General features: G+C 29.7%; 24 protein-coding genes and 1 other annotated feature. Of the genes, 16 read left to right on the forward strand and 8 right to left on the reverse strand.

Going from position 1 to position 24,865, the window contains the following annotated elements:
* The first annotated feature begins 178 nt into the window (after positions 1 to 178).
* The gene (locus tag BS62_RS09920; protein ID WP_496491112.1) at positions 179 to 1,132 is read left to right on the forward strand and encodes a calcium/sodium antiporter; all 954 of its coding nucleotides are present in this window, start codon (positions 179 to 181) and stop codon (positions 1,130 to 1,132) included.
* A gap of 115 nt (positions 1,133 to 1,247) precedes the next feature.
* On the opposite strand, the gene BS62_RS09925 is transcribed toward BS62_RS09920, so the two are convergent.
* Positions 1,248 to 2,324, reverse strand: a complete 1,077-nt coding sequence (locus BS62_RS09925; protein ID WP_496491113.1) for a M24 family metallopeptidase — start codon at positions 2,322 to 2,324, stop codon at positions 1,248 to 1,250.
* A 258-nt stretch (positions 2,325 to 2,582) separates the two neighbouring features.
* Here BS62_RS09925 and BS62_RS09930 point away from each other — a divergent pair, with 258 nt between their 5' ends.
* Positions 2,583 to 3,521: a hypothetical protein gene (locus tag BS62_RS09930; RefSeq protein ID WP_496491114.1), complete on the forward strand. Its 939-nt coding sequence runs from the start codon at positions 2,583 to 2,585 to the stop codon at positions 3,519 to 3,521.
* A gap of 37 nt (positions 3,522 to 3,558) precedes the next feature.
* Positions 3,559 to 4,296 carry a uracil-DNA glycosylase family protein gene (locus BS62_RS09935; RefSeq protein WP_496491115.1) on the forward strand — a complete coding sequence of 246 codons (738 nt, stop codon included), beginning with the start codon at positions 3,559 to 3,561 and terminating at the stop codon, positions 4,294 to 4,296.
* Positions 4,297 to 4,328: 32 nt separating this feature from the next.
* Here BS62_RS09935 and BS62_RS09940 read toward each other — a convergent pair whose 3' ends face one another.
* The 4 genes from BS62_RS09940 to BS62_RS09955 form a co-directional block, all read right to left on the reverse strand.
* Complete coding sequence (locus BS62_RS09940) at positions 4,329 to 4,667, reverse strand: hypothetical protein (protein ID WP_496491116.1); 339 nt, start codon at positions 4,665 to 4,667, stop codon at positions 4,329 to 4,331.
* A 133-nt stretch (positions 4,668 to 4,800) separates the two neighbouring features.
* Entirely contained in the window at positions 4,801 to 5,847 is a 1,047-nt protein-coding gene (locus BS62_RS09945) for an ABC transporter substrate-binding protein (protein WP_496491117.1), read from the reverse strand.
* Positions 5,848 to 5,912: 65 nt separating this feature from the next.
* Entirely contained in the window at positions 5,913 to 6,713 is an 801-nt protein-coding gene (locus BS62_RS09950) for an ABC transporter permease (protein WP_496491118.1), read from the reverse strand.
* The gene (locus BS62_RS09955; RefSeq protein ID WP_496491119.1) at positions 6,700 to 6,873 is read right to left on the reverse strand and encodes a hypothetical protein; all 174 of its coding nucleotides are present in this window, start codon (positions 6,871 to 6,873) and stop codon (positions 6,700 to 6,702) included. Before BS62_RS09955 ends, BS62_RS09950 begins: the two co-directional genes overlap by 14 nt.
* Positions 6,874 to 7,146: 273 nt before the next feature.
* Here BS62_RS09955 and BS62_RS09960 point away from each other — a divergent pair, with 273 nt between their 5' ends.
* The 5 genes from BS62_RS09960 to BS62_RS09980 all read left to right on the forward strand — a co-directional run bounded on the left by BS62_RS09960 (position 7,147) and on the right by BS62_RS09980 (position 11,347).
* Positions 7,147 to 7,782: a helix-turn-helix transcriptional regulator gene (locus tag BS62_RS09960; protein WP_496491120.1), complete on the forward strand. Its 636-nt coding sequence runs from the start codon at positions 7,147 to 7,149 to the stop codon at positions 7,780 to 7,782.
* Between the two features lie 25 nt (positions 7,783 to 7,807).
* Positions 7,808 to 8,185: a RidA family protein gene (locus BS62_RS09965; RefSeq protein WP_496491121.1), complete on the forward strand. Its 378-nt coding sequence runs from the start codon at positions 7,808 to 7,810 to the stop codon at positions 8,183 to 8,185.
* A gap of 2 nt (positions 8,186 to 8,187) precedes the next feature.
* The gene (locus tag BS62_RS09970) at positions 8,188 to 9,282 is read left to right on the forward strand and encodes a threonine synthase (RefSeq protein WP_496491122.1); all 1,095 of its coding nucleotides are present in this window, start codon (positions 8,188 to 8,190) and stop codon (positions 9,280 to 9,282) included.
* A gap of 101 nt (positions 9,283 to 9,383) precedes the next feature.
* Complete coding sequence (locus tag BS62_RS09975; RefSeq protein ID WP_496491123.1) at positions 9,384 to 10,490, forward strand: D-TA family PLP-dependent enzyme; 1,107 nt, start codon at positions 9,384 to 9,386, stop codon at positions 10,488 to 10,490.
* Positions 10,491 to 10,516: 26 nt separating this feature from the next.
* Entirely contained in the window at positions 10,517 to 11,347 is an 831-nt protein-coding gene (locus BS62_RS09980; RefSeq protein ID WP_496491124.1) for a carbon-nitrogen hydrolase family protein, read from the forward strand.
* Between the two features lie 73 nt (positions 11,348 to 11,420).
* Here the strand turns inward: BS62_RS09980 and BS62_RS09985 are convergent, their stop codons facing one another.
* Positions 11,421 to 12,596: a MalY/PatB family protein gene (locus BS62_RS09985; RefSeq protein WP_496491125.1), complete on the reverse strand. Its 1,176-nt coding sequence runs from the start codon at positions 12,594 to 12,596 to the stop codon at positions 11,421 to 11,423.
* A gap of 185 nt (positions 12,597 to 12,781) precedes the next feature.
* Positions 12,782 to 12,997: a binding site (T-box leader), on the forward strand.
* A gap of 140 nt (positions 12,998 to 13,137) precedes the next feature.
* Between BS62_RS09985 and BS62_RS09990 the strand changes: the two genes are divergently transcribed.
* The 5 genes from BS62_RS09990 to BS62_RS10010 all read left to right on the forward strand — a co-directional run bounded on the left by BS62_RS09990 (position 13,138) and on the right by BS62_RS10010 (position 17,672).
* Entirely contained in the window at positions 13,138 to 13,947 is an 810-nt protein-coding gene (locus tag BS62_RS09990) for an amino acid ABC transporter substrate-binding protein (RefSeq protein WP_496491126.1), read from the forward strand.
* 9 nt (positions 13,948 to 13,956) lie between these two features.
* Entirely contained in the window at positions 13,957 to 14,643 is a 687-nt protein-coding gene (locus BS62_RS09995) for an amino acid ABC transporter permease (RefSeq protein ID WP_496491127.1), read from the forward strand.
* Positions 14,644 to 14,659: 16 nt separating this feature from the next.
* The gene (locus BS62_RS10000) at positions 14,660 to 15,403 is read left to right on the forward strand and encodes an amino acid ABC transporter ATP-binding protein (RefSeq protein WP_496491128.1); all 744 of its coding nucleotides are present in this window, start codon (positions 14,660 to 14,662) and stop codon (positions 15,401 to 15,403) included.
* A 153-nt stretch (positions 15,404 to 15,556) separates the two neighbouring features.
* The gene (locus BS62_RS10005) at positions 15,557 to 16,495 is read left to right on the forward strand and encodes a DMT family transporter (protein ID WP_496491129.1); all 939 of its coding nucleotides are present in this window, start codon (positions 15,557 to 15,559) and stop codon (positions 16,493 to 16,495) included.
* A 223-nt stretch (positions 16,496 to 16,718) separates the two neighbouring features.
* Positions 16,719 to 17,672: a DMT family transporter gene (locus BS62_RS10010; protein WP_496491130.1), complete on the forward strand. Its 954-nt coding sequence runs from the start codon at positions 16,719 to 16,721 to the stop codon at positions 17,670 to 17,672.
* Between the two features lie 41 nt (positions 17,673 to 17,713).
* On the opposite strand, the gene BS62_RS10015 is transcribed toward BS62_RS10010, so the two are convergent.
* Positions 17,714 to 19,354, reverse strand: coding sequence for a recombinase family protein (locus tag BS62_RS10015; RefSeq protein ID WP_496491131.1), 1,641 nt, complete (start codon positions 19,352 to 19,354; stop codon positions 17,714 to 17,716).
* A 169-nt stretch (positions 19,355 to 19,523) separates the two neighbouring features.
* Between BS62_RS10015 and BS62_RS10020 the strand changes: the two genes are divergently transcribed.
* Together BS62_RS10020 and BS62_RS10025 are read left to right on the forward strand one after the other, a co-directional pair.
* Positions 19,524 to 19,697 carry a hypothetical protein gene (locus BS62_RS10020; protein ID WP_496491132.1) on the forward strand — a complete coding sequence of 58 codons (174 nt, stop codon included), beginning with the start codon at positions 19,524 to 19,526 and terminating at the stop codon, positions 19,695 to 19,697.
* 178 nt (positions 19,698 to 19,875) lie between these two features.
* The gene (locus BS62_RS10025; protein ID WP_496491133.1) at positions 19,876 to 21,861 is read left to right on the forward strand and encodes a fructose-1,6-bisphosphatase; all 1,986 of its coding nucleotides are present in this window, start codon (positions 19,876 to 19,878) and stop codon (positions 21,859 to 21,861) included.
* Positions 21,862 to 21,929: 68 nt separating this feature from the next.
* On the opposite strand, the gene BS62_RS10030 is transcribed toward BS62_RS10025, so the two are convergent.
* Complete coding sequence (locus BS62_RS10030) at positions 21,930 to 22,940, reverse strand: hypothetical protein (protein WP_496491134.1); 1,011 nt, start codon at positions 22,938 to 22,940, stop codon at positions 21,930 to 21,932.
* A gap of 370 nt (positions 22,941 to 23,310) precedes the next feature.
* Here BS62_RS10030 and BS62_RS10035 point away from each other — a divergent pair, with 370 nt between their 5' ends.
* On the forward strand, positions 23,311 to 24,843 hold the full coding sequence (locus BS62_RS10035) for a methylenetetrahydrofolate reductase C-terminal domain-containing protein (RefSeq protein WP_496491135.1): 1,533 nt from the start codon (positions 23,311 to 23,313) through the stop codon (positions 24,841 to 24,843).
* The last annotated feature ends 22 nt before the right edge of the window (positions 24,844 to 24,865 follow it).

Raw genomic sequence — 24,865 nt, forward strand, 5'->3', positions numbered from 1 at the left:
AAAGGTTGGTATTTTTTATACCAACTTTTTTAAATTTTTGTAATAAATTGTAAAAATTATACAAACCATACATGAAATAGTGTATAATGTTTTAGGGCAAAATAGGTATTATAATTATATTTAAATTTAAAATAAGTATAATTAATGAAATTTTTCAGATAGAAAGAGAGGCTTTAACATGAATTATTTAATTTTACTTATAGGATTTGCATTTTTAGTTAAAGGTGCAGATTGGTTTGTTGAAGGGGCATCATCAATAGCGAGATCGTTTAAGATACCACCAATAATTATAGGTCTTACAATAGTTGCCTTTGGGACAAGCGCACCAGAAGCAGCAGTAAGTTTCACGGCAGCATTACAAGGAAATAACGATATAGCAATTGGGAACGTAGTTGGATCTAATATATTTAATATATTAGGTGTCCTAGGTATATCCTCAATAATATATCCACTGTCTGTGAAAAAGAACACTATAATTAAGGAATTCCCATTTGCAATATTATCAGCATTGGTACTTTGGGTATTATCACATGACATTAGACTTCAAGGGTATTCAGAAAACTTTTTATCAAAAGCAGATGGTTTAATACTTTTAGCTTTATTTGGTATATTTATGTATTATCTTATAGAGATGGCTTTAACATCAAAGGAAGAAATGGATGTTGAAGAAGGAAATAAAAATTTAACTGTTTCTAAAGCTATAGTTATATCTTTAATAGGACTTGTAGGTATAATATTAGGAGGTAAATGGGTTGTTGATGCAGCTTCAGTTATAGCAGTTAGTTGGGGAATGAGTGAAAACTTAGTTGGACTTACAATAGTTGCTATAGGGACATCTTTACCAGAACTTGTAACATCAATAGTAGCTGCAACTAAAAAAGAAAGTGATATAGCTATAGGGAATGTATTAGGTTCTAACTTATTTAATATATTCTTCATATTAGGTGCATCCGCTATAATAAGTCCAGTAGCTGTTAATAGTATAGTATTCTTTGATATGATATTTATGCTTATAATAACAATTATAACTTTTGTGCTTGCAGCAACAAGAAGAACAATAAACAAAACAGAGGGAATAATATTAACTTTAATGTATGTAGGATATATGGCTTATATAATAATGAGAAACTAAAATTCGCTGCGCTCATGTCTTAAGCGGCATTGAGAAACAGGTACGTTGCTCAAAATTTGCTACACAAATAAGAGGCTTTAGATTTAATCTAAAGCCTCTTATTAATTTCCAACTATTATCCAACTATTACTAACTCTTTGTTAGCTTTATTTAATATTTCGCAACCATCTTCAGTTACTAAAACTAGGTCTTCTATTCTAACTCCAACTTCACCAGTTAAGTATATACCTGGTTCTATAGAGAATATCATACCAGGTTGTACAGTATCTGTATTTATAGAAGATACATCACCCATATCATGACATTCTATACCTATAGAGTGTCCAGTTCTATGAGTAAAGTATTTACCATAACCTTTAGATTCTATATAGTCTCTAGCAGCAGCATCTATATCACAAAATCTAACGCCAGGTTTAACTATTGATATAGCTCTTTTGTTAGCTTCTAAAACTATATCAAATACTTCCTTAGATTTATCTGATACTGACTTATAAAATACTGTTCTAGTCATATCTGAACAATAAGAATCTTTTACACATCCGATATCTATTATAACGCAATCTCCTTCTTTAACAAGAGAATTATCTGGTTCATGATGAGGGTCAGCAGCATTAGCACCAAAACCTATTATTGGATCAAATGAAAAACCGTCAGCTCCTAATTCTTCATATATAGAAACTAATTCTTGAGCCATTTGTTTTTCAGTAAGTCCTTTAGGTAATAACTCTATCATTCTTTCTACAGCTACATCATTTATTCTTGAAGCTTCTCTCATGAAATCCTTTTCTTCATCGTCTTTATACGTTCTAGCTCTATCTACTATTTCTGAACCATTTACAAATGAACTTCCGCCTCTTAAGTCCATAAGTTTTAATAAGAAACGAGCTGGCCAGTTCTTGTCAACACCCATTGGCTTAGTTTTATCAACATATGTAGAAATTATTTGTACACCATCTTGAGTATCGTTAAACCATACTTTTTCAACGCCTAGATCTTCATAAACAGGGAATAATTCATTTATAAATAATTTGTGATTTCCATCTATGTTTAAGTATAAAGCTAATAATCTTTCGCCAGGATGAATCCATTTCCCTGTTAAATAAAATATAGCTGATGGGTCTGCAACTAATAATTGAGGAATATCATTCTTTTTCATTTCACTTAGTACGTAGTCAAGTCTTTGATGTTTCATAAAATTACCTCCACAATCTACTTATATTTGTTTTTTATGTAGTAAAAAATTGCTTATATAATTCATCACATTATATAATTGACTTTAATTATATCATATTATGCAGCTTTTCTTGTAGTATTTTGTTATTTTTTTTTCAATTTATTTCATAAATATAAATATTATTGGGTAATGCAGATATTTAATATATAATATACATAATTACGTGACTATTATAAATAGTATTAATTAATAGAATATTTTTTAGGGGGATATTATATGATAGATGTTCTAAACAGGGAAATAACCAAAATAAGGGAAAAGATAAGAATAAGGGAGAAGCTGAATCAAAGATTAAACAATTTGGAAATAGAATTAGGAGAAGAAGAAGAAAAATTAAAAAAATTAAAAATAGAATTAAATAAGGAAGAGCAAGATGTAGCTTCTTTAGAAGGGAAAACATTAAATTCTCTTATACAAACTTTGTTAGGAAAAAAACAAGAAAAACTAGAATTAGAAAAAGAGGAGTATATAGTTGCCAAAATAAAGTATGATGAGTGTTTAAATAAAATTAGTACATTAACTATTCAAAAAAATAATATAAAAACTAAATTAGAAGATTATAAAAATGTAGATGTTATATACAGTAATTTATTAATAGATAAAGAATATGAAATAATGAACAGTAACAAAGTAGAAAATATAACACTAGGCAAAATAATAGAAAAAATATCTAATACAAATTTGGATATAAAAGAAATAAGTGAAGCTTATAGTGCAGGTAATAAGCTATTAATTACAATATATGATACAATAAATTCTCTTCAAAAGGCAAAGGATTGGGGAACATGGGATATTCTTGGTGGAGATGTGATTACAACATTAATTAAGCATGATTACATAGATGAGGCAAAGCGAAATAGTTATAAAGTAAAGGAGTGTATAAGTTCTTTTAAAATGGAACTAAGTGATATAAATATCAATTTAAATATAGATATAAACTTAGATTCTTTTACAGTTTTTGCAGATTTCTTCTTTGATGGAGTATTTGTAGATTGGTATGTACAAAATAATATAAACAATGCACTTTATAATGCAAGAGAATTAAAGCAAAATGTTATAGTTATATTACAAAATTTAGATAATAAAAAGAAAATGTCTGAGGAAAATCTAGGTAAGTTAAAAGAAGAGTATATGCAAATTATAGATAAATACTAATTATATTTTCGGGGAAAATAGTCTATAGGTGAATATAATGAAAAGAACATTATATAATTTTAAGTACAAGATACTAAATCTTAAAGATAAAAATCAATATAACAAAGAAGAACTACTAAATGAAGACTTTTTAATTAACAAAGAAGAAAGTATAGAGATATACTATGCAGCACATAACGAATATATAAATAAAGATGCTAAAATATTTATAGTAAGTATAACTCCAGGATGGCTTCAAATGGAAAGGTCTATATATACAGCAAGAAAATGCCTTGCTCAAAATATGAATTATGATGAAATAGCAAAAATATGTAAAATTGAATGTAGATTATATGGCACTTCGAGAAGTAATACTATAAGTATGCTAAATGAACTAAAACTCAATACGTATTTAGGGATAGAAGATTGTGAAGAGTTATTTGGATATGAAAACACATATCTTCACACTACATCAATTATAAAACATCCTGTATTTATAAATAAAGAAAATTATAATGGTCACAATCCCAAAATATTAAAATCAAATATATTTAGAGAATATGTATATAATGATTTTTTAGACGAATTAGAAAAACTAAATGAAATCTTTATTATACCTTTAGGAAAATCAGTAGAAGAAGTGATGAAACAATTGATAAAAGATCAGATAATAAATGAAAATCAATGTTTATTTGGATTTCCACACCCATCAGGAGCAAATGGACATAGAAAAACTCAATTTAATAAAAATAAAGAAAGTATGATGGAAAAAATAAGTTTATATTTAAAAAAATAAAATTAGAGGTGCAGTATTTGCACCTCAATTTTTTATACGGCCACAGAATCTAATATTAGTAGATTATCACCATATATTAGGTGTGATTCTTTCAATGAATCCAATTTAGAATCACTTGATTTAATAGGCATTTCCATAATGCTTACTACATAACCTTCTTTAATTTTTGAAAGTGCTTCTTTTTTGAACCAATCTAAATAAATAAATAATCTATCATTTAAATTAAAACCTTTACCTGAACAATATGGATAAGCTTCGTCTAAATCATTGGATGACGTTAATGTTTTAACAGAATTTTGAGCTATCTTATATTCTATTTCTGTATCTATATCTTTATAAGCTACTGCAATAACTCTATACTTGTAATTCATAGTATAACCCCCTAAATACAATTTGTTATAAATTTAACATTATTGCTTGGTATATACTATGCAAGTACCACATGAAAAATGAATAAAAAGTCAATAATAAAAAAATAGGGTGGCTAAGCCACCCTAAACAATACTATTTTTTGAACATGTCTTTATCTATATTTTTAACAGCTTCATCTGCAAACTGTGTAGTAACGATCTTGTCATAGTCAGCTCTTTTCTCTAATTGACCAGCAAGCTCTATTATATCCATTAGATGTTCTAAGCTATCCTTAGTCATAACAGGTGTTTGTGCAAAGGCATCTATAGACTTATATCTATCAACTATAGTTATTAAATCTTCTTCTGATAAGTCTGTAAAGAACGGTTGAACAGCTTTAGCTATTTCTTGTGATGAATGACTTTGAACCCATAATTGACCTTTGTATATAGCATTTGTAAAACTTTGAATTACTTGAGGATTCTTTTCCATATATGATTTTGTAGCAGAATAAGCAGTATATGGTAAATCTCCTGATTCAGAACCTATTGATAAAACAACGTGACCTTGGCCTTGTTTTTCAAGTTGTGTTGCAACTGGTTCAAATAATGAAACATAGTCACCTTCGCCAGCAGTAAATGCTCCCGCTAATACCCCAAATTGCACATCTGTACGGACATTAACTTCGCCAGCTGCTGTATTTTCACCAATTTTTAAACCGTTGTTCTTAATAACATACTCTAGTGCCATCTCAGGCATTCCGCCAGCTCTTCCGCCTAGTATAGTTTTACCTTTTAAGCTGTCAAATGAGAAGTTATCATCTGCTTCTCTACCTACCAAGAAGCTACCATCTCTTTGTGTAAGTTGAGCAAAGTTTATAGCATAATTATCACTATCTTTAGTAGATACATAAACAGAAGCTTCAGGTCCCATAAAACCTACATTAACTTCCCCAGAAAGTAGAGCGGCCATAGTTTTATCTGCACCTTGGGTGTTAATTAACTCTACGTCAAGACCTTCTTCTTCGAAGAAACCTTGGCTTATAGCAGCGTATTGTGGAGCATAAAAAATTGAGTGTGTAACTTCAGCCAATTTTATCTTTGTAGTCTCCTTAGGTTTATTTTGAGTACATCCAGTAAGTGCTAATATAAATATAAGCATAACACTTACAATTGCCGACAATTTTTTAAAGCGTCTCATAACAATCCTCCTAGAATATTTTTTATTATCTACACATATAATATTAAATTGAAGTATTTTGTGTGCTATCTAGATCTATATATTTTTTCAATTAAGTTTACGGCTTGATACATTACAAGGGCACATACTGCAAGAACTGCAACACCCATCATAACTATATCTAATCTAAACACTTGACCACCGTACACAATTAAATATCCTATTCCATATCTTGAAACTAGAAATTCTCCAACTATAACCCCTACCCAAGACATCCCAATGTTTATTTTTACAATATTTATTATATTCGCTATGTTAGCAGGTAATATAAGTTTAGTTAGTACTTGATATTTGCTAGCGCCGAAGCTTTGTAACATTTTGATTTTTTCTTCATCTACATTTATAAAGTAGTTGTATGCAGATAGTATTGTTACAACTACAGATAATGTTATTGCTATTACCACAATACCTCTTATTCCAGCACCTGCCCAAATTATTAATATTGGAGCTAGAGCTGTTTTTGGTAGAGCATTTAATACAACTAAAAAAGGATCAAGAACTTTTGCAGCTGTTTCAAACCACCAAAGCAAAATCGCTACAATTAAACCAATTGCTGTTCCTAATATAAACCCTAGGACTGTTTCCCATACTGATATTCCTACGTGTTTAAATAATTCTCCGGTCTTAACGTATTGTACAAATAAATTTGATATATCAGTTGGCTTACTAAAGAAGAATGTTTCGATTATATTAAAGTTTGCAAGTAGTTCCCATGCAACTAAAAATATTACTAAAGTTGCTATTTGCCAAAATAATATTTTGTATTTTTCTATTTTCTTAGATTTTATAAATTCTTCATATGCTGAAGTTTTTTTAGATCTTTTCATAAATATCCAGCTCCTTCCACAATAAGTTGAAGTAATCTTTGAATTCCGGAGCATTACGAGCAGAAAGAGGAGTTTTTTCTCCATCTGTAGTTAGATTTATATCGTAGATATTTTTTATAGTGGTAGGGCGTTTGGATAAAACAGCTACTTGATCTGCCATGGATATAGCTTCTGGAATGTGTTTTAAATGGCAAATAATATTTGGTAAACTGATATTAATAGATTAAGTGAAAAATATATAAAAAATTATATATTTTTATATAAAAGAATAAGATGGAACTGTATAATTAAAGCATATAATTAAGTTATACAGGGGTTTTTGAGTTGACGATTTAAAATATAAGTGATATATTTATATAAAAAATTATATAATTACATAATTGTATATAAATTTTTATACAAAATTCTATATAGTACAATTGGAGGAGATAAAATGCATCCTATTTTAAAATCATATATTCCAGTTGCAAATATAATTACACAGACGTTTGGGAAAAACTGTGAAGTGTCTATCCATGACCTTACACAGCCGGAAAGTTCAGTAGTATATGTTGCAAACGGCACTGTAACCGGTCGAAAAGAAGGGCAGTCATTTGACCATCTAATACGCCAAGTTTTATTAAGTAAAAACTTCAAAGATGATTCTACAGTGAACTATGTATTTGAAGCTGAAAATGGCAAGAAAGTTAAGTCATCTTCTGCACTCATTCGTAATCCAGAGGGTGAAGTAGTAGGGATGCTTTGTATTAACTATGACTTGACACTATCTTATTTAATAAAAGAAGAAATTATAAGTTTTCTACCTGAGTATAGCCACAATGAAATCCTTGATGAAGAAAATGTCCCAAATCAAGATGTGATGACTATAATAGATGAGCTAATCGAAAATATAATTAGTGGTACACATGGAGGAAATTTAAAGAGAAAAGATAACATTGAACTAATACGTTTCATGGATGAAAAGGGAGTGTTCTTGGTGAAAGGCGCTATTGATAAAGTAGCTGAAAGACTGGGATTATCAAAAGTTACTATTTACAGTTACTTAGATGAAGTAAGAGGAAAGAAATAAAATTTAATGGAGAAGGGGTATAAATATGGAAAAGATTGAACCAATATACAATGGAGAAAACAAAGGGCATTATTCACCTGGTATTATTTCAAATGGAATGTTGTACATATCTGGGCAATTATCTATAGATCCAGACACTCGAAAAGTTCCAGAAGGGGGAATAGAAGAACATGCTAAACTTGCCTTAAACAATGTTGATCGTGTTCTAAAAGAAGCTGGACTTAGTCGTAATAATGTTGTTCAGTGTAGGGTATACGTATCAGATATTGATCAGTGGGACATAGTTAACCAAGTTTATGCTGAGTTCTTTGGTGAACACAAGCCTGGACGTATTGTTGTACCTGTTGGAAAACTTCACTTTGGATGTCTTGTAGAAATAGAAGCCATTGCAGAGGTGAAATAAATATGAAGTATATATGTTCAAAATGTAATGTAAAAGAAGATGTAACAACTAAAAAAGCAAAGTGTGATTGTGGAGGTCTTTGGAAATTAGATTATAAGCCTCCAAAGTTTGATTTGTCATTAGTAGATAGTGATACTTGGAGTATTTTCCGATATAGAGAGTTTATGCCATTAAAAGGAGAACATTGGCGTAATATCAGCCTAGGAGAAGGTATGACGCCTATAATTCAATTTGATGAAGATGTACTTCTTAAAATGGATTATTTCATGCCGACTTTATCTTTCAAGGATAGAGGAGCGGCTGTATTAATTGCTCATTGCAAAGCAATTGGTGTAGATTCTGTTGTCCAAGATAGTAGTGGAAATGCTGGAAACAGTGTAGCTGCTTATTGTGCAAAAGCTAATATTGATTGTGAGATATTTGTTCCAGAAGGAACATCACCAAAGAAGATTGATATGATTAAATCCCACAATGCACAGGTAAATGTTGTTCCTGGTACAAGAGATAATTGTGCAGATGTTTGTAGATCTAAGGTAGATACAGAGGGGAAATATTATGCAAATCATGTTTATAATCCTTTCTTCTATGAAGGAACAAAAACATATATTTATGAAGTTTATGAACAATTGAAAAGAATTCCTAAAAATATATTTATACCTCTTGGCAATGGAACGCTATTTATTGGGGCTATAAAAGCATTAGAAGAATTACTTGAAAGTGACATAATTGACAAAATGCCAAATATAATAGGTGTACAAAGTGAATATTGTGATCCTTTTGTAAAGGCAGTTGTTACAGGGGATAAGCATCCAGCAAAGGTAGACCCTAAACCAACTATGGCAGAAGGAATTGCCATTGGCGTACCAATGCGTGGGGAGCAAATTTTAGAATATGTATATAAATATAATATTGAAATGATAGTAGCTCCTGAAAATATAATTATGAAAGCAAGGGCTGAACTTGCAGCTAAAGGTATTTATTGTGAGCATACAACAGCAGCTACATATGCAGCCTATTTGAGGTATTGTGAATTAAATGGAAAGACATCTGATTGCTTAATTCCTATGTGTGGAGCAGGTCTCAAATCAGATCACTAATTAGCATTAATTTCTTATAGATGCTTTAGGCTTAGTTAAATTGCAAATTTAGATAAATATTTTGGGAAATAGAGATATAGATATTTATGAGGAGGGGTATTATGAATTATTTGGAATTAGATACACCAGCTTTATTAATTGATAAGGATATTATGTTAAGTAACTGCAAAAGTATGCAAGATTATGCAAATCGAAATAATGTAGCACTAAGACCACATACAAAAACACATAAAATGTCTAAGTTAGCTCTTATGCAAGAAGAACTTGGAGCTAAGGGTATTACTGTAGCCAAAGTTGGCGAGGCGGAAGTTATGGCGGATAAAGGTCTTAAAGACATATTCATTGCAAACGAAATAGTTGGCGAAGTTAAATTAAGCCGAATCAGAAAATTAGCGAAGATAATTGATGTATCCTTTGGACTTGATAGTATTGCACAAGCAGATCAAATAGAGAAGGCTTTTGAAGGCAGTGAAAAACAAGCAAATGTGTTAATTGAAATTGAAGTAGGGGAAGAACGTTCAGGAGTTATTGAAGAATCTACTTTTATAGATTTACTTAATCATTTAAAAAATTGTAAAAATATATATTTAAAGGGGCTTTTTTCACATGATGGTCATTCTTATGCTTCAGAGAATATAGAGCAATGTAAAGAAATTCATTTACAAACTCAAAAAAGAACACTTCGATTTGCTAGTATAGCAGATGAAATGGGCTTTGACTTAGAAACAATTAGTATTGGGTCCACTCCATCTATGTTACATGATTTTCCTATACTAGATGGAATAACTGAAATTAGACCTGGTACATATATTTTTATGGATGCATCTCAAGGTAATGCATATGGAAGTTTTGAAAGAAATGCCGCAACAGTTCTTACTACAGTTATTAGTCTACCTACTTCAGAGAGGGTAATTACTGATGTAGGTGCAAAAGGTATAACTACACAAACCAGAAATAAGGGGTTTTGTACAACAAAAGGACTTGGTTTAATTAAAGGATGGCCAGAAGTAAGTATATTTGGTGTATTTGATGAACATGCTATTATTTATAATAAAGAATTTCATGATTATATTAAAGTTGGTGATAAAGTAGAAATTATCCCTAACCATATATGTCCTGTTGTTAATTTACATGAAACAGCTTATATTATTTCAAATGGTGAGGTAGTAGATGAAATTCCTGTAGATTGTAGAGGAAAGCTAAGATAAGAAACTAAAGATTTAAGGAGGTTATTATGTCTTTAATTAAAGTTGCAAATATTCAGATGAATGTTTCAGATAATAAAGAAGAAACCTTTAGAACAGTAGAGAAGTATCTTGAAATTGTTTCAAAGGAAGATGTAGATTTAGTATTATTGCCAGAAATGTTTAACTGCCCTTATGAAACAAGTAACTTTCCTATTTATGCAGAACTTGAAGGTGAAGAAAGTTGGCAAAAATGTTCGGCACTTGCTAAAAAGTATAATATTTATCTTGCTGCAGGATCTATGCCGGAAAAAGACTCTAAGGGAAATGTATATAACACTGCATATGTTTTTGACAGACAAGGAAATCAAATAGGCAAACACAGAAAAGTTCATTTATTTGATATTAGTGTTGATGGTGGTCAAACTTTCAAAGAATCAGATACATTAACACCAGGAAATCAAGTTACTGTATTTGAAACGGAGTTTGGAATTATGGGAGTTTGTGTATGTTATGATTTTAGATTTCCTGAACTTTCAAGACTAATGGTAAATAAGGGAGCTAAGGTAATTTTAGTACCTGGAGCCTTTAACATGACTACTGGACCTGCTCATTGGGAGATATTGTTCCGTAATAGAGCTTTGGATAACCAAGTTTTTGTTATTGGTACAGCTCCAGCTAGAAATGAATTTTCAGGATATATATCATATGGACATTCTATAGTAGTAGCACCTTGGGGTAATATTATAGAACAAATGAAAGAAAAAGAAGGGTATATTATAAATGAGCTAGATTTAAGCCAAGTAGATAAAGTTCGAAAGGAATTACCTTTACTTGCACATAGAAGAAATGATATGTATAAATTGGTAGAACTAGACTAATTATTTTATAAGTTAATGTTATAAACAGTAAAAAGCCATAGTCCTGATAAAAATCAGACTTATGGCTTTTTAACTAACTATAAGATTCAATAGCTTTTTTTATTCTTTCAAGACCTTCTTTCACCATTGATCTTGGGCATGCAAGATTTATTCTTTGGAATCCACTTCCACCTGTTCCAAAAGAATGACCATTATTTAAAGCTATTTTTCCTTTTTCAACTAATAATTTATTTAACTCCTCATCACTTAACCCAAGCTCACTAAAGTCTACCCATAATAAATATGTTCCTTCTGGTTTATTAACTTTGAGCTTAGGCATATTTTCTTTAATATAATCTATAGCAAAATCAACATTATCTTCTACGTATTTTAAAAACTCATCTAGCCAATCTTCACCATCATTATAAGCTGATTCTGTAGCAACTAAGCTAAATGCGTTGTTTCTCTTTATATCAATTCTAGTAAATGCAAACTCTAATATTTCATAGTCTTTTTTATTAGGTAATATAGCATAAGATGTTTGAAGCCCTGCTATATTAAAGGTTTTAGTAGGTGACATACAAGTAATGCTATTTTCTTCAAATTCCTTTGAAATAGAGGCAAATGGAATATGCCTGTGACCACTAAAAATAATATCGCTGTGTATTTCATCAGATATAACTTTTACATTGTGTTTTAAACATATTTCACCTAGTTTTATTAATTCTTCTTTCGTCCAAACTCTTCCACATGGATTATGAGGGTTACAAAGTATAAATAGTTTTACATCTTTTATTTTGGATTCTATATCTTCGTAATCCATAACATAATTTCCATCTTCTAATTTTTTTAGAGGACTTACAACTAACTCTCTACCATTATCTTTAACAATGTTGTTAAATGGAGTGTATACAGGTTCTTGTATCATTATTTTATCTTTTTCTTCAGTCATATTTTGTATTACTAAGCTTATAGTAGGGATAACGCCAGGACTAAAGATTAACCATTCACTTTTAATTTTCCAGTTATGCCTTCTTTCTATCCAATTTACTATAGACTGATTATAAGAGTCTGGTCTTGTTGTATAACCAAATATACATTGGTCTAATCTTTTTCTTAAAGAGTCTACTATACAAGGAGCAGTCATAAAATCCATATCAGCAACCCACATAGGTAGTAGATCATTAGTTCCATATTTTTTGTCCATTTCAGACCATTTTGCTGCAAAATTATTGCTTCTATCTACAACAGTATCAAAATTATAAATCATATAATATACCTCCTAGTTTAAAATATTAATAAGTATATATTAACAGAAAGACATGCTAATTAAAAAGTACAAAATATTTTTGAAAAAATTATCAAAATAGTATTGATTTTTGTTAATCATTTAAATATAATAAGACTAGAGAAATAACCTAGTAAGTTGATAGGAATTACATATATTTAATATAAATAAACACTATGACCAGGAAAAGTAAGCTATATGAATCATAACAGAGAGGAACTAATAGGTGAGAGAGTTCCATGTAGGATTATAGCCCAAGTGCCCCTGTGAGTGTTAGGCTGAAATTTAGTAGGCTGTTACGGGTTCTCCCGTTATAGAGAAATTGAGATAAGCAGTAATGCTTAATCAGAGTGGAACCGCGGAACTAAACTTCTGCCTCTGTATTTTTAGAGGAAGAAGTTTTTTTAATTTAAAAATATAATAAAGGTATATTATTAAGGATAAAATAAACAATGTATTAGAAAAAAATTACTTTTTAAGCAATTATATTAAAATATATTAATTATTATAAGGAGGCAATACAATGAAAAGAAGAAACATATTTATAAGCGCAATATTAGCTTTAACTTTAGCTATAGGTGTTACAGGATGCTCACCAAAAGCTAACGAAGGAGCACAAACAGAAGCTAAAAACTCACTAGAAACAATAAAGAACGAAGGAAAAATTCGTGTTGGTACTGAAGGAACTTATGCCCCTTTTACATTCCACGATGAAAAGGGTAATTTAACTGGCTTTGACGTAGAAATAGCTAGAGAAGTTGCAAAGAGAATTGGTGTAGAAGCAGAATTCGTTGAAACGAAATGGGATGGTATGATTGCTGGATTAGATGCAAAAAGATTTGATATGGTAGCAAATCAAGTTTCAATAAATGATGAACGTAAAGAAAAGTATGATTTTTCATCTCCATATATAACATCTAGAGCTGTACTTATTGTACATGAAGACAATAATGATATAAAAACATTTGAAGATCTAAAAGGCAAAAAAGCTGCTCAATCATTAACAAGTGATATTGGTAAAATAGCAAAAGATAACGGTGCTGAAATTGTTCAAATTGATGGATTTAATCAAGCTATAGATTTACTAGTTTCAAAAAGAGTAGATGCTACAGTTAATGATAGTTTATCTTACTTAGATTTAAAGAAGCAAAAACCAGAGACTCCAATAAAATCAGTTGCTGACTATAATAATGCTACACAAAGTGCACTATTATTAAACAAAGGAAATGATGAGTTAGTAGAAGCTATTAATAAAGCAATTGCAGATATGAAAGATGATGGAACTTATTTAAAAATCTCTGAAAAATGGTTTGGTACTGACGTATCAAAATAACAAGGTGATATGATGAATTTTGACGATAGAACATTAAGAATTATAGACATATTAACAAACTCATTTGTACCATTAGTAGAGGCGGGACTGAAATTTACAGTCCCTCTTACTCTTATATCCTTTACGCTTGGATTAATTTTAGCACTAGCTACAGCATTGGCTAGAATATCAAATTTTAAGCCTCTAATATTAGTTGCTAGATTCTATGTTTGGATAATAAGGGGAACTCCACTGATTGTTCAGTTATTTATTATATTCTATGGGCTTCCAGCATCGGGTATAACTTTAGATGCCTTAACAGCAGCAGTAATAGGATTCACTTTAAATGTGGGGGCATACAACTCTGAAGTTATAAGAGCTGCTATTTTATCTATACCTAAAGGACAGTGGGAAGCTGCCTATTCTGTAGGTATGACAAAAAATCAAGCACTTAGAAGAGTAATTCTTCCTCAGGCCGCTAGAGTTTCCATACCACCATTATTCAACTCTTTTATTAGTCTTATTAAAGATACATCACTTGCTGCTACAATAACTGTTACTGAGATGTTCCAAATAGGTCAAAGAATTACAGCAGCAACTTATGAACCTTTATGGATGTATATAGAAGTAGCATTTGTATATCTTATGTTCTGTAGCGTTTTATCAGCAGTTCAGCATAGGATAGAAAAAAGACTAGAAAGATATGTGACAAAGTAATGCAGGAGGAAATTTTATGATAGATATAAAAGGTTTGCGAAAGAGCTTTGGAAGCAATGAAATTTTAAAGGGTATAGACTTACAAGTTAATAAAGGAGAGACAGCTGTTATTATTGGGCCATCAGGTTCAGGGAAAACAACCCTTCTAAGATGTATAAATCTATTAGAAACTCCAAATGACGGATTTATACAAATTGGAAAAAGTGAATTAGCTTTTAATGAAGGTAAAAGAATAACTAATAATGAAGTATTATCGCTTAGAAAGAGAACTGGGATGGTATTTCAGGGTTTTTATTTATTTCCTCATATGACAGTTATAGAAAACATAATGGAGGGACAAATAACAGTTTTAAAGCGTTCAAAAAAAGATGCTCGTGAAAAAGGTCTTATGCTTTTAGATAAAGTTGGACTTTTGGATAAGAAAGATCAGTATCCGCACGAACTATCAGGAGGTCAGCAACAAAGGGTAGCTATTGCCCGTGCTATGGCTATGGACCCTGAGGTTTTGCTATTTGATGAACCTACTTCTGCCCTAGATCCAGAGTTAGAAGCTGAGGTTCTAAAGGTAATGAAGGATCTTTCTAAAGAAGGAATGACAATGGTAGTAGTAACTCACAAAATGAGTTTTGCAAGAGATGCAGCTCATAAAATTGTATTTATGGATAACGGATCAGTTGTTGAGGTTGGTACACCTTCTCAAGTTTTTGAAAATGCAAGTAATGAACGTCTAAAGCAGTTCTTAAGCATGATAGATGATTAAATATAAAAATAATGAAGACCCGTAGGACTTATAAGATATAAGTCTTACGGGTCTTTTGATTTATATATTTATATTTTAATAAATCTATGGTACCATATGATGTGGATATTAAAGCACTATAACTAACAAATTGATTATTAAGGATGGTCTAAAATGAAACAAAAGACAAAAGGGTATATATTAGTAATAATAGCAGGAATTTTGTGGTCCACAATAGGATTATTCGGAAACAAATTGATGGCTGAGGGATTGATACCAGAGCAAGTAGCATTTATAAGATTATTTTTAGGTTTTTTTGTACTATTGATATATAGCATTATAAAAAATCCAAGAACTTTAATTATAAACAAAACTACATTTGTGTATTGTGTTATTATCGGAATTATATGTCAAGCTGGATTTAACATATTTTACTTTAATGCTGTGGATACTTTAGGGGTATCTGTAGCTGCAATTCTTCTTTATACATCACCAGTATTTTTAGCTCTATTTTCTAAAATAGTATATAAAGAAAGTTTAAATAAAAATAAGATTATTTCTTTGATTATTTGTTTGATAGGATCAGTATTGGCAGTTACAGGCGGTAATCTGGACTTATCTAATTTAAGTAGTTTAGGAATGATTTTAGGTATTTTATCAGCTATAACTTATGCAATTATGTCTATAATAAGTAAAAAAGCATTGAACGAGTGTAGTGGAACAACTGTATTATTATATGGATTTTTATTTGGAGCGATACTAATGATGCCATTAGCTAAACCTTTGGAACTAATAAATACAGCTAATGTTACTATTTTACCATATATACTAGGGTTAGGTGGTATATCTACAGCGGGAGCCTATATATGTTATGTCGAAGGAATAGGAAAAAATATAGATTTATCTATAGCTGGCATTTTAGCATCTGTTGAATTAATATTATCAGTAATTATAGGATGGGTATTATTAGGTGAGGATTTTTCTTTAATAAAATTATTAGGTGTAATCTTCATGATGATAGCAGCTTTAATAGCTGTTGTTATAAAGGAAACTGATACATGTGAAGACAGAGCTAGTTATGAAGATTTAGAATATGTTGTGGGTATCGATTAAGAGCCATAACATACAGAAGACATTTACTAGTGTTTAAATTTATAATTAATATTTTAATAATGAAGATCCATAGAACTGTTTAGATACAAGGGCTATGGATTTTTTTGATTTATAGATTTATCTTCTTATAAATCTATGTTAGCATATAATGAGAATATAGATTTATAAGAAGATAAGTAATTTACATAAATAATATAATATTGGTTATCAAGGATGGTATAAAATGAAAGAAAAAATGAAGGGATATATATTAGTAATAATAGCAGGTATTTTGTGGTCTACAACAGGATTATTTGGAAATAAATTGATGGCAGAAGGGTTAATACCAGAGCAAGTAGCATTTATAAGGTTATTCTTTGGATTTTTGGTATTGTTGATATATAGTATTATAAAAAATCCTAATATTTTAAATATGAACAAAAATATATTTATTTATTGCGTTATGATTGGGATTATATCTCAAGCCGGATTTAACTTATTCTATTTTAAGGCTATGGAAAGTTTAGGGGTATCTGTAGCTGCAATTCTACTTTATACGTCTCCAATATTTTTAGCAATACTTTCTAAAATAGTATATAAAGAACATTTGAATAAAGCTAAGATTATTTCTTTAGTTATTTGTTTTGTAGGATCGACATTGGCAGTTACAGGAGGTAGCCTAGCACTATCTAACTTAAGCGGTATAGGAATAATTTTAGGAATTTTATCAGCTATAACTTATGCACTTATGTCTATAGTAAGTAAAAAAGCATTAAATGAGTGCAATGCAACAACTATAGTACTATATGGTTTTTTATTTGGATCAATAATACTGATGCCATTAGCAAAACCTATGGAGATAGTATATAATGCTAACTTTAACATTTTACCTTATATGCTAGGCCTAGGCAGTATATCTGCAGCAGGTGCTTATATATGTTATGTTGAAGGAATAGGAAAAAACATAGACTTATCAATAGCAGGTATTTTAGCATCTGGTGAACTAATAGGTTCAGTAATTATTGGCTGGATAATATTAGGTGAGGAGTTTTCCTTAATAAAATTATTAGGTTTAACATTGATGATTGTAGCTGCTTTAATAGCTATTAGAAAGCAAACTGATACAGAGAAAGAAATTTATGGTGATTTAGAATATGTAACTGACATCGATAGAAATGAACAAGACACTGAAAAATAGATGATAAATACTAAAAAGAGGACTCATACGAGTCCTCTTTTTCAACTTTTTTCACTGTTGTATCCCAAATAATATACCTCTAGTTTTTGACCATTCCAAATAATTTTATCAACAATTTGATTTAAATATTTTTTCTTTTCTTCAAAAGTTAGATTATCTATATTAGAAGAAAAATCATTTAACAAATTTATATATGAATCAATATTAATTTTTTCAAGTAATATTGATTCTTTATTATCATCAGCTTTTTTTAGTTCTTCTTTTGCTTTATTTATCTTTTTATCTAATTCTTCAATTTTAGCTATGATATACTTAGAAGCAACAGAGTCATTATTTTGAGATAACTGAAACATTAAATTAGAAATTGATTTTTCATATTCGGTTAGCTTTTTTGAAAGAGTAGTTTTTTTAGTTTGATAATTTTCAGAAGGTTTTTCAATATAGTGCTTATTATTATTATTTAGCTTAGTATATATGTTTTTTTTTCTTAACTCTATACATTTTAGTTCATCAATTACTGACTTATCTGCTAAAAATCCGTTTAAATTATTAATATCACATCTAGCGCCCCTAGAACGCTCTTTCATTAGGCACCTATAGTAATAATGAGTTCCAGTTGACTTTTTATATACATTTACTCTCATTTTAGAACCACATTTACTACATCTAAGTAGAGGAGTTATCAAACCTATTTTACCTGTGTCTTGTCTAGGTGCTTTTTCATAGTTTTCTTCTATTATATTTTGAACTTGTATCCATTCTTTAGATGGAACAATACCTTTATGCTTAGCTATAGAAACAATCCATTGATGTTTATTTCTGCGTTTTATTTTAGTTTTATTGCTCTCATCATGTTTGTTATAAACCATAATTCCATGGCTCCCGTCAAATTCATCTTTAGATGATGATATATCACACTTATTTTCTTTAAGATATCCATATAAAAGATTATCGGCTATAGAATATACAGGATTTGTAAGTATTATCCTTAAGGCACTTTTATCAAAGTTTTTATTATTTTTAGTTAATACTTTATTTTCTAAAGTCCAACTCTCAAGTTTAGTTAGTGACCTAAATTCAATATATTTTTCATATAAAATTTTTACTAAATCTAGTTCTTCTTTAATAGGGGATAATTTAAACATTTTCTTTTTATTCATTTCATGGTCATAGTAGGTTATTGGCTCGCTTTTAAATCCTGTAGGTGTTTGACCTCCAAGCCATCTTCCTGATCTAGCTAGTTGATACATATTATCTTTGATTCTCTCTGCAATAGTTTCTCTTTCTAGTTGAGCAAAAACTGACGATATATACATCATAGCCCTTCCCATTGGGGTAGAAGTGTCAAATTGCTCACGAACAGATATAAAGGAGATATTATTAGATTCAAGTGTATTAATTATACTAGAAAAATCAGATATATTTCTGCTTATACGATCAAGTCTATAGCATATTAATACATTAAATTTCTTTTGTTTAGCATCCTTTAACATTTGTTGAAACTTAGGTCTATTAGAATTTCCTCCCGAATATCCTTCATCTTCATAAATAACAAATGTAGAATTAGGAAATTGGTTGTTACAATATTTTTTACATAGTTCTATTTGATTTTGTACAGATTCGCCATTGTCAGTGAATTTTGATTTGCGTGAATAGATAGCAATGTTTTTCAGATAAATCACCTCATTTAATATAGAAACTAGTAAGAATTAGCTATATTAAATGAGATATTATTGTAAAGGTAATATTATGATTATTTTTATGAAAATTTAATGTTATGTTCTAAATTCAATAAAAATGCATAGTACAAGATAGAATTTTCATACTTTTTAAAATAGGGGAGTGATAGTTATGAAAGAGAATATTGAGGTTGTTTTAAAGATTCCAGATAATGAACTAATGATTCAAGAGTTAATGGAACAAGCTTTAATACAAATCATCATAGATAGAATAAATACATTTCCCGAAGAACAAAAAGAATATATTTATGATGAACTACTAGATAAATTGAGAGATGATCGCTAGGATTGTAGGACTGATTAGATATCAGTCTTATTATTAATTTGTTGTACAAACCTACTTTTAACCTTAGGGTTTATACTAATATTGTTTAATGTTATAATATTTATTGTGCAAAAAGCAAATATTATATAAGGTTAATATTAAATTTATATATATTTTAATGAACACTTAGGGGGTTATTATGAAAAACAATATAGATGTATCCAATGATGAACTTACAGGACAACTAAAATATTTAAAACTATTATCTAAACAATATCCAACTATAGCCAAAGCGGCAACGGAGATTATAAATTTAGAAGCAATACAGAACTTGCCAAAAGGTACAGAACATTTTTTAACAGATATACATGGAGAGCATGAACCTTTTGTACATGTCCTTAGAAATGGTTCAGGTGTTGTTAAAAGAAAAATAGAAGAAGTTTTTGAGAACTCACTTAGAGATAGTGAAAAAAAGAGTTTAGCTACTCTTGTATATTATCCAGAGCAAAAACTAGAGATCGTACTAAAAGAAGAAGAAAATATTAATGAGTGGTATAGAATTAATTTGTATAGACTTATAGAACTTTGTAGACATTCATCTTCTAAATACACAAGGTCAAAAGTTAGAAAGTTACTCCCTAATGACTTTGGATATATAATAGAAGAACTAATGCATGAAGATTTTAGTAGAGAACATAAGCATGAATACTATGAAAGAATAATAAGTACTATAATAGAAATCAATAGATCAAAAGAATTTATAATAGCTTTATCAAAACTTATTCAAAGGCTAGTAGTGGACAGATTGCACATATTAGGTGATATATATGATAGAGGACCAAGACCAGATATAATTATGGATACGCTTATGGATTATCACTCTGTTGATATACAATGGGGAAATCATGATATACTTTGGATGGGGGCTGCAGCAGGAGAGAAAATATGTTTGGCTAATGCCTTAAGGATATCTGCTAGATATGCAAACTTAGATATAGTAGAAGATATATATGGAATAAATTTACTACCTCTTGCTACATTTGCATTAAAAGTATATAAAGATGACCCTTGTGAAGCTTTTATGCCAAAAATATCAAATCAAGATGTTAGTAATACAGAAATATCATTAATTGCTAAGATGCATAAAGCTATATCTATAATACAATTTAAGCTTGAAAGTGAAACAATAAAAAGAAGACCTGAATTTAATATGAATCATCGAATTTTATTAAGCAATATTAACTATGATGAGGGAACTATATCACTTAAAGGAAAAGAATATAAGTTAAAAGATACAAAATTCCCAACTATAGACCCTAACAATCCGTGTAAATTAAGTGAAGAGGAAAGTATTTTAATAGAAAAATTGGCATCATCATTTATAAATAGTGAGAAGTTACAAAAACACGTTGCGTTTTTATTCTCAAAAGGAAGCATACACTTGAAATTTAATTCAAATTTATTATTCCATGGGTGTATTCCATTAAATGAAGATGGATCTTTTATGAGTATGGAAATTCACGGAAAAAAATATAGCGGCAAAACTCTACTAGAAAAATTTGATACTTTAGCTAGAGAAGGTTATTTTTATAAGGAAAATACACCACAAAAAACTTATGGAATGGATATTATGTGGTATTTATGGACAGGGTCAGCATCGCCGTTGTTTGGTAAAGATGACATGACTACTTTCGAAAGATATTTTATAGAAGAAAAAGAAACTCATAAAGAAAACAAAAATCCATACTTTAAATTGAGAGATGACGAAAAAATGTGTGATATGATATTTAAGGAATTTGACCTTAATCCAAGTGAATCACATATAATAAATGGTCATGTGCCGGTAGAAAGTAAAAAAGGTGAAAGCCCAATAAAAGCTAATGGAAAACTATTAGTAATAGATGGTGGATTTTCAAGGGCCTATCAAAAGCAAACTGGAATAGCAGGGTATACCCTTATATATAATTCATTTAGTCTTCAGTTAGTATCTCATCAACCTTTTGCATCTGCTGACGAAGCCATAGTAGAGGAAAGTGATATTTTTTCTACTACCGTAGTTGTAGAGCATCAGCAAAAAAGAAGACGTGTAAGAGATACTGATATAGGAATTGATATCCAAAATCAAATAGATGATTTAAAATTATTACTTTTAGCATATAGAAAAGGTTTAATTAAAGAAATATAGGCAATTTAAAATAAAAACAAAAAGACCTATAGACTGAAAATTTATCAGTTTATAGGTCTTTTATTATATTAATATAGATTTTTTTCTTTATATTTGTTTAAGATATTTGCTATACTAGCAGAACCCTTAATTTTTTCTAGTTTAGAATTATTTAAACTATCTACTTTATATATATCTTTAACTTCGTTATTGTTATCAGTTACAATAAAAACTTCATCTCCATACCACATTTGACCTGAATATGTAGCTGTAACTATACCAAGCTTCTCGTTATATGTTTCCGGCAATAATACGGGGTCAAAATCTAATTCCATACCTAAAGCTTCAATATCGTATTTTTCTAGGTCTATGCCTGTTAACTCAAGCTCATTAAGATTAGATTGAACTCTTTGAAGTTCATTATATTCATCTACTATACTTACTGAAGAATTAGCTCTATTTATTTGATTTTTAAATAAATTTATAGTAGCTTCATCTTCAATCAGTTCATAGTGAATAGTAAAATAATCGTCTATATCTAGTTTATATAAGTTATTATCAACTATCATAACTTCAGTTCCGGAAATATTTAATGGACTAAATAATAGTTGTTCATTTTCCTTTGTAACTATCTTAGATGGATTTATTCTATCGCATATATATACTTTAGAACCACTAAAAACATCTACCGGAGATACGAAATCGCCTTCGCCATTAAAGTTAATATAACCACTTATTCTTAGTTTTTCTAATATATTATCTACTTCAACAACTTTTAATTCTTTATTGGTATCAATATGTCTATTTTCAGTTAATCTATCACTAATTTTAACTTTATATACTACGTCATCTATAGTTTTCTCACTTATATTTGAATCTTTTACCTCTGAAAGCTTAATTAAGTTATTAGTTTTATTAGAAACAGGCATATCTTCAACTTTGAAAGTTTCTATAAATTTATTATCTTCATAAGTTAATGCTGTTACTGAATTAACTCCAGCTAACACAGCGCCTGAGGCTATTGTAAAAATGATTCCATTTTTGATTAGGGCTTTCTTTCTTCTTTTATTTTCTCTTCTCTTTCTTGCAACTCTTGACAAGTTTATTCCTCCTAGTTGTAGTTAACATATTTAGTAAAAAATGTAATAATTTGTATATTTATGTAATTAATACGTTATCAAATTTCTAAATTCAGGGGGTCTTTTAAAATTTTTTTTATAAAAAGCATAAAGACTTATGTATAACATATTACTTTTAGGTTGTTAATTATCTATCAATTGACATTGACAAAACATTATCTTCCAAGAATAAACATTAAAATATACATAATAAAGTAGACAACTTAATATACTTAATTAAATAAAAAATTCAATAAATTGTTATTGCTTATAGTATGAGCAATAAATAATAAAATTTATACGACATATACTCGATTATAAAAAAGCTTGAAAAAGGGGGAAAATTATTTCAATGGGGAAATTATCGTTTAAAGAAGCATTACAAGATCCAAATATAATGTCAGTGACTTGGGAATTAGTACCTGGTAGAGGTTCACATGAAGAAGCTCAAGATAGTGTAGCAAAATTTGCTGAATTAGCTGCCAATGACCCAAGAATTCATTCAATTACTCTAACGGACAACCCAAGTGGAAAACCTGCAATACTGCCTTACCCTTTAGCTCTTGAGGCAAAAGAGTTAGGGATTGAAACTCTTATACATTTTACTTGCAAAGATAAAAACAGAAATGACATAGAAAGTGAGTTACATGCTCTTTCTAGATTAGGTCTTTCTAATTTATTGGTTATGACAGGAGATTATACTACAGAAGGTTTTGCTGGTAGACCGCAACCTGTATTTGACCTTGATGCAGTTCAAACTCTTAGATTTATTGATAAAATGAATGACGGACTTAGTGTACCAGTTCGTAAAGGGTCTAAGAAACTTAAAAATACTGATTTCTTTGTTGGAGGTGTAGTATCACCTTTTAAATCACAGGAATCAGAAGTAATGGCACAATATTATAAGCTTCATAAAAAAGTAGAAAATGGAGCACAGTTTATCATAACTCAATTAGGATATGATGCCAGAAAGTTTGATGAAGTAAGAAGATTCATGGATATTAACAATTTAAATGTACCTTTGGTGGGGAATATATTTGTATTATCATTGCCAGTAGCAAAGATGATGAATAAAAATTTAATTCCTGGTTGTGTAGTTACTGATTGGTTGGTAGATACTCTAGAAGTTGAAAAAAGTATAGGAAATGCAAAAGAACAACAACTTTTAAGATCTGCAAAGTTATATGCTGTGTTAAAAGGATTAAAATATAATGGAGTTACAATAGCTGGCCATGGAATTGGTTATGAAGATGTGAAGTTTATAATTGAAAAGGGAGAAGAATTAAGTTCTAACTGGTTAGAGTTAGTATCAGAGTTCAACTATCCTCAGGAAAATGGATTTTATTACTTTGAAAAAGATGAAGCAACTGGATTAAATACGAATCAACCTGTAGATACAAGTAAAACCAAGACTGGCAAGACTACAGTTATGGATAATATGTTTGGAATGGTTCATAAAATGGTATTTAGCGAAGGGGCTGTATTTTATCCTCTAGTAAAATCAGCGGCTCAAAAAATTGATAATTCAGCTTTAGAAAAACCATTTACTAAATTTGAGTACTTAACAAAGACTATAACAAATGAATGTCGATTCTGTGGAGACTGTGTTATGCATGAATTGAGTTTCCAATGTCCTATGTCTCAATGTGCAAAGCATCAGAGAAATGGTGCATGTGGTGGCAGCCGTGATGGATGGTGTGAAGTTTATCCAGGAGAGAAAAAGTGCATCTATGTAAATATGTACGATAAGTTTAAAGCTGCTGGGAAAGAAAAAACAATGAAGGAAGGATATGTTCCACCTGTAAACTGGGACTTATATAGAACATCATCATGGTTAAATTTCTTTAATAAAAGAGATTACAACTATAGAAAAGATCAAGATTAAAAAACTATAAATCAAGTCCTCT

This window comes from Sporacetigenium mesophilum DSM 16796 (assembly GCF_059569055.1).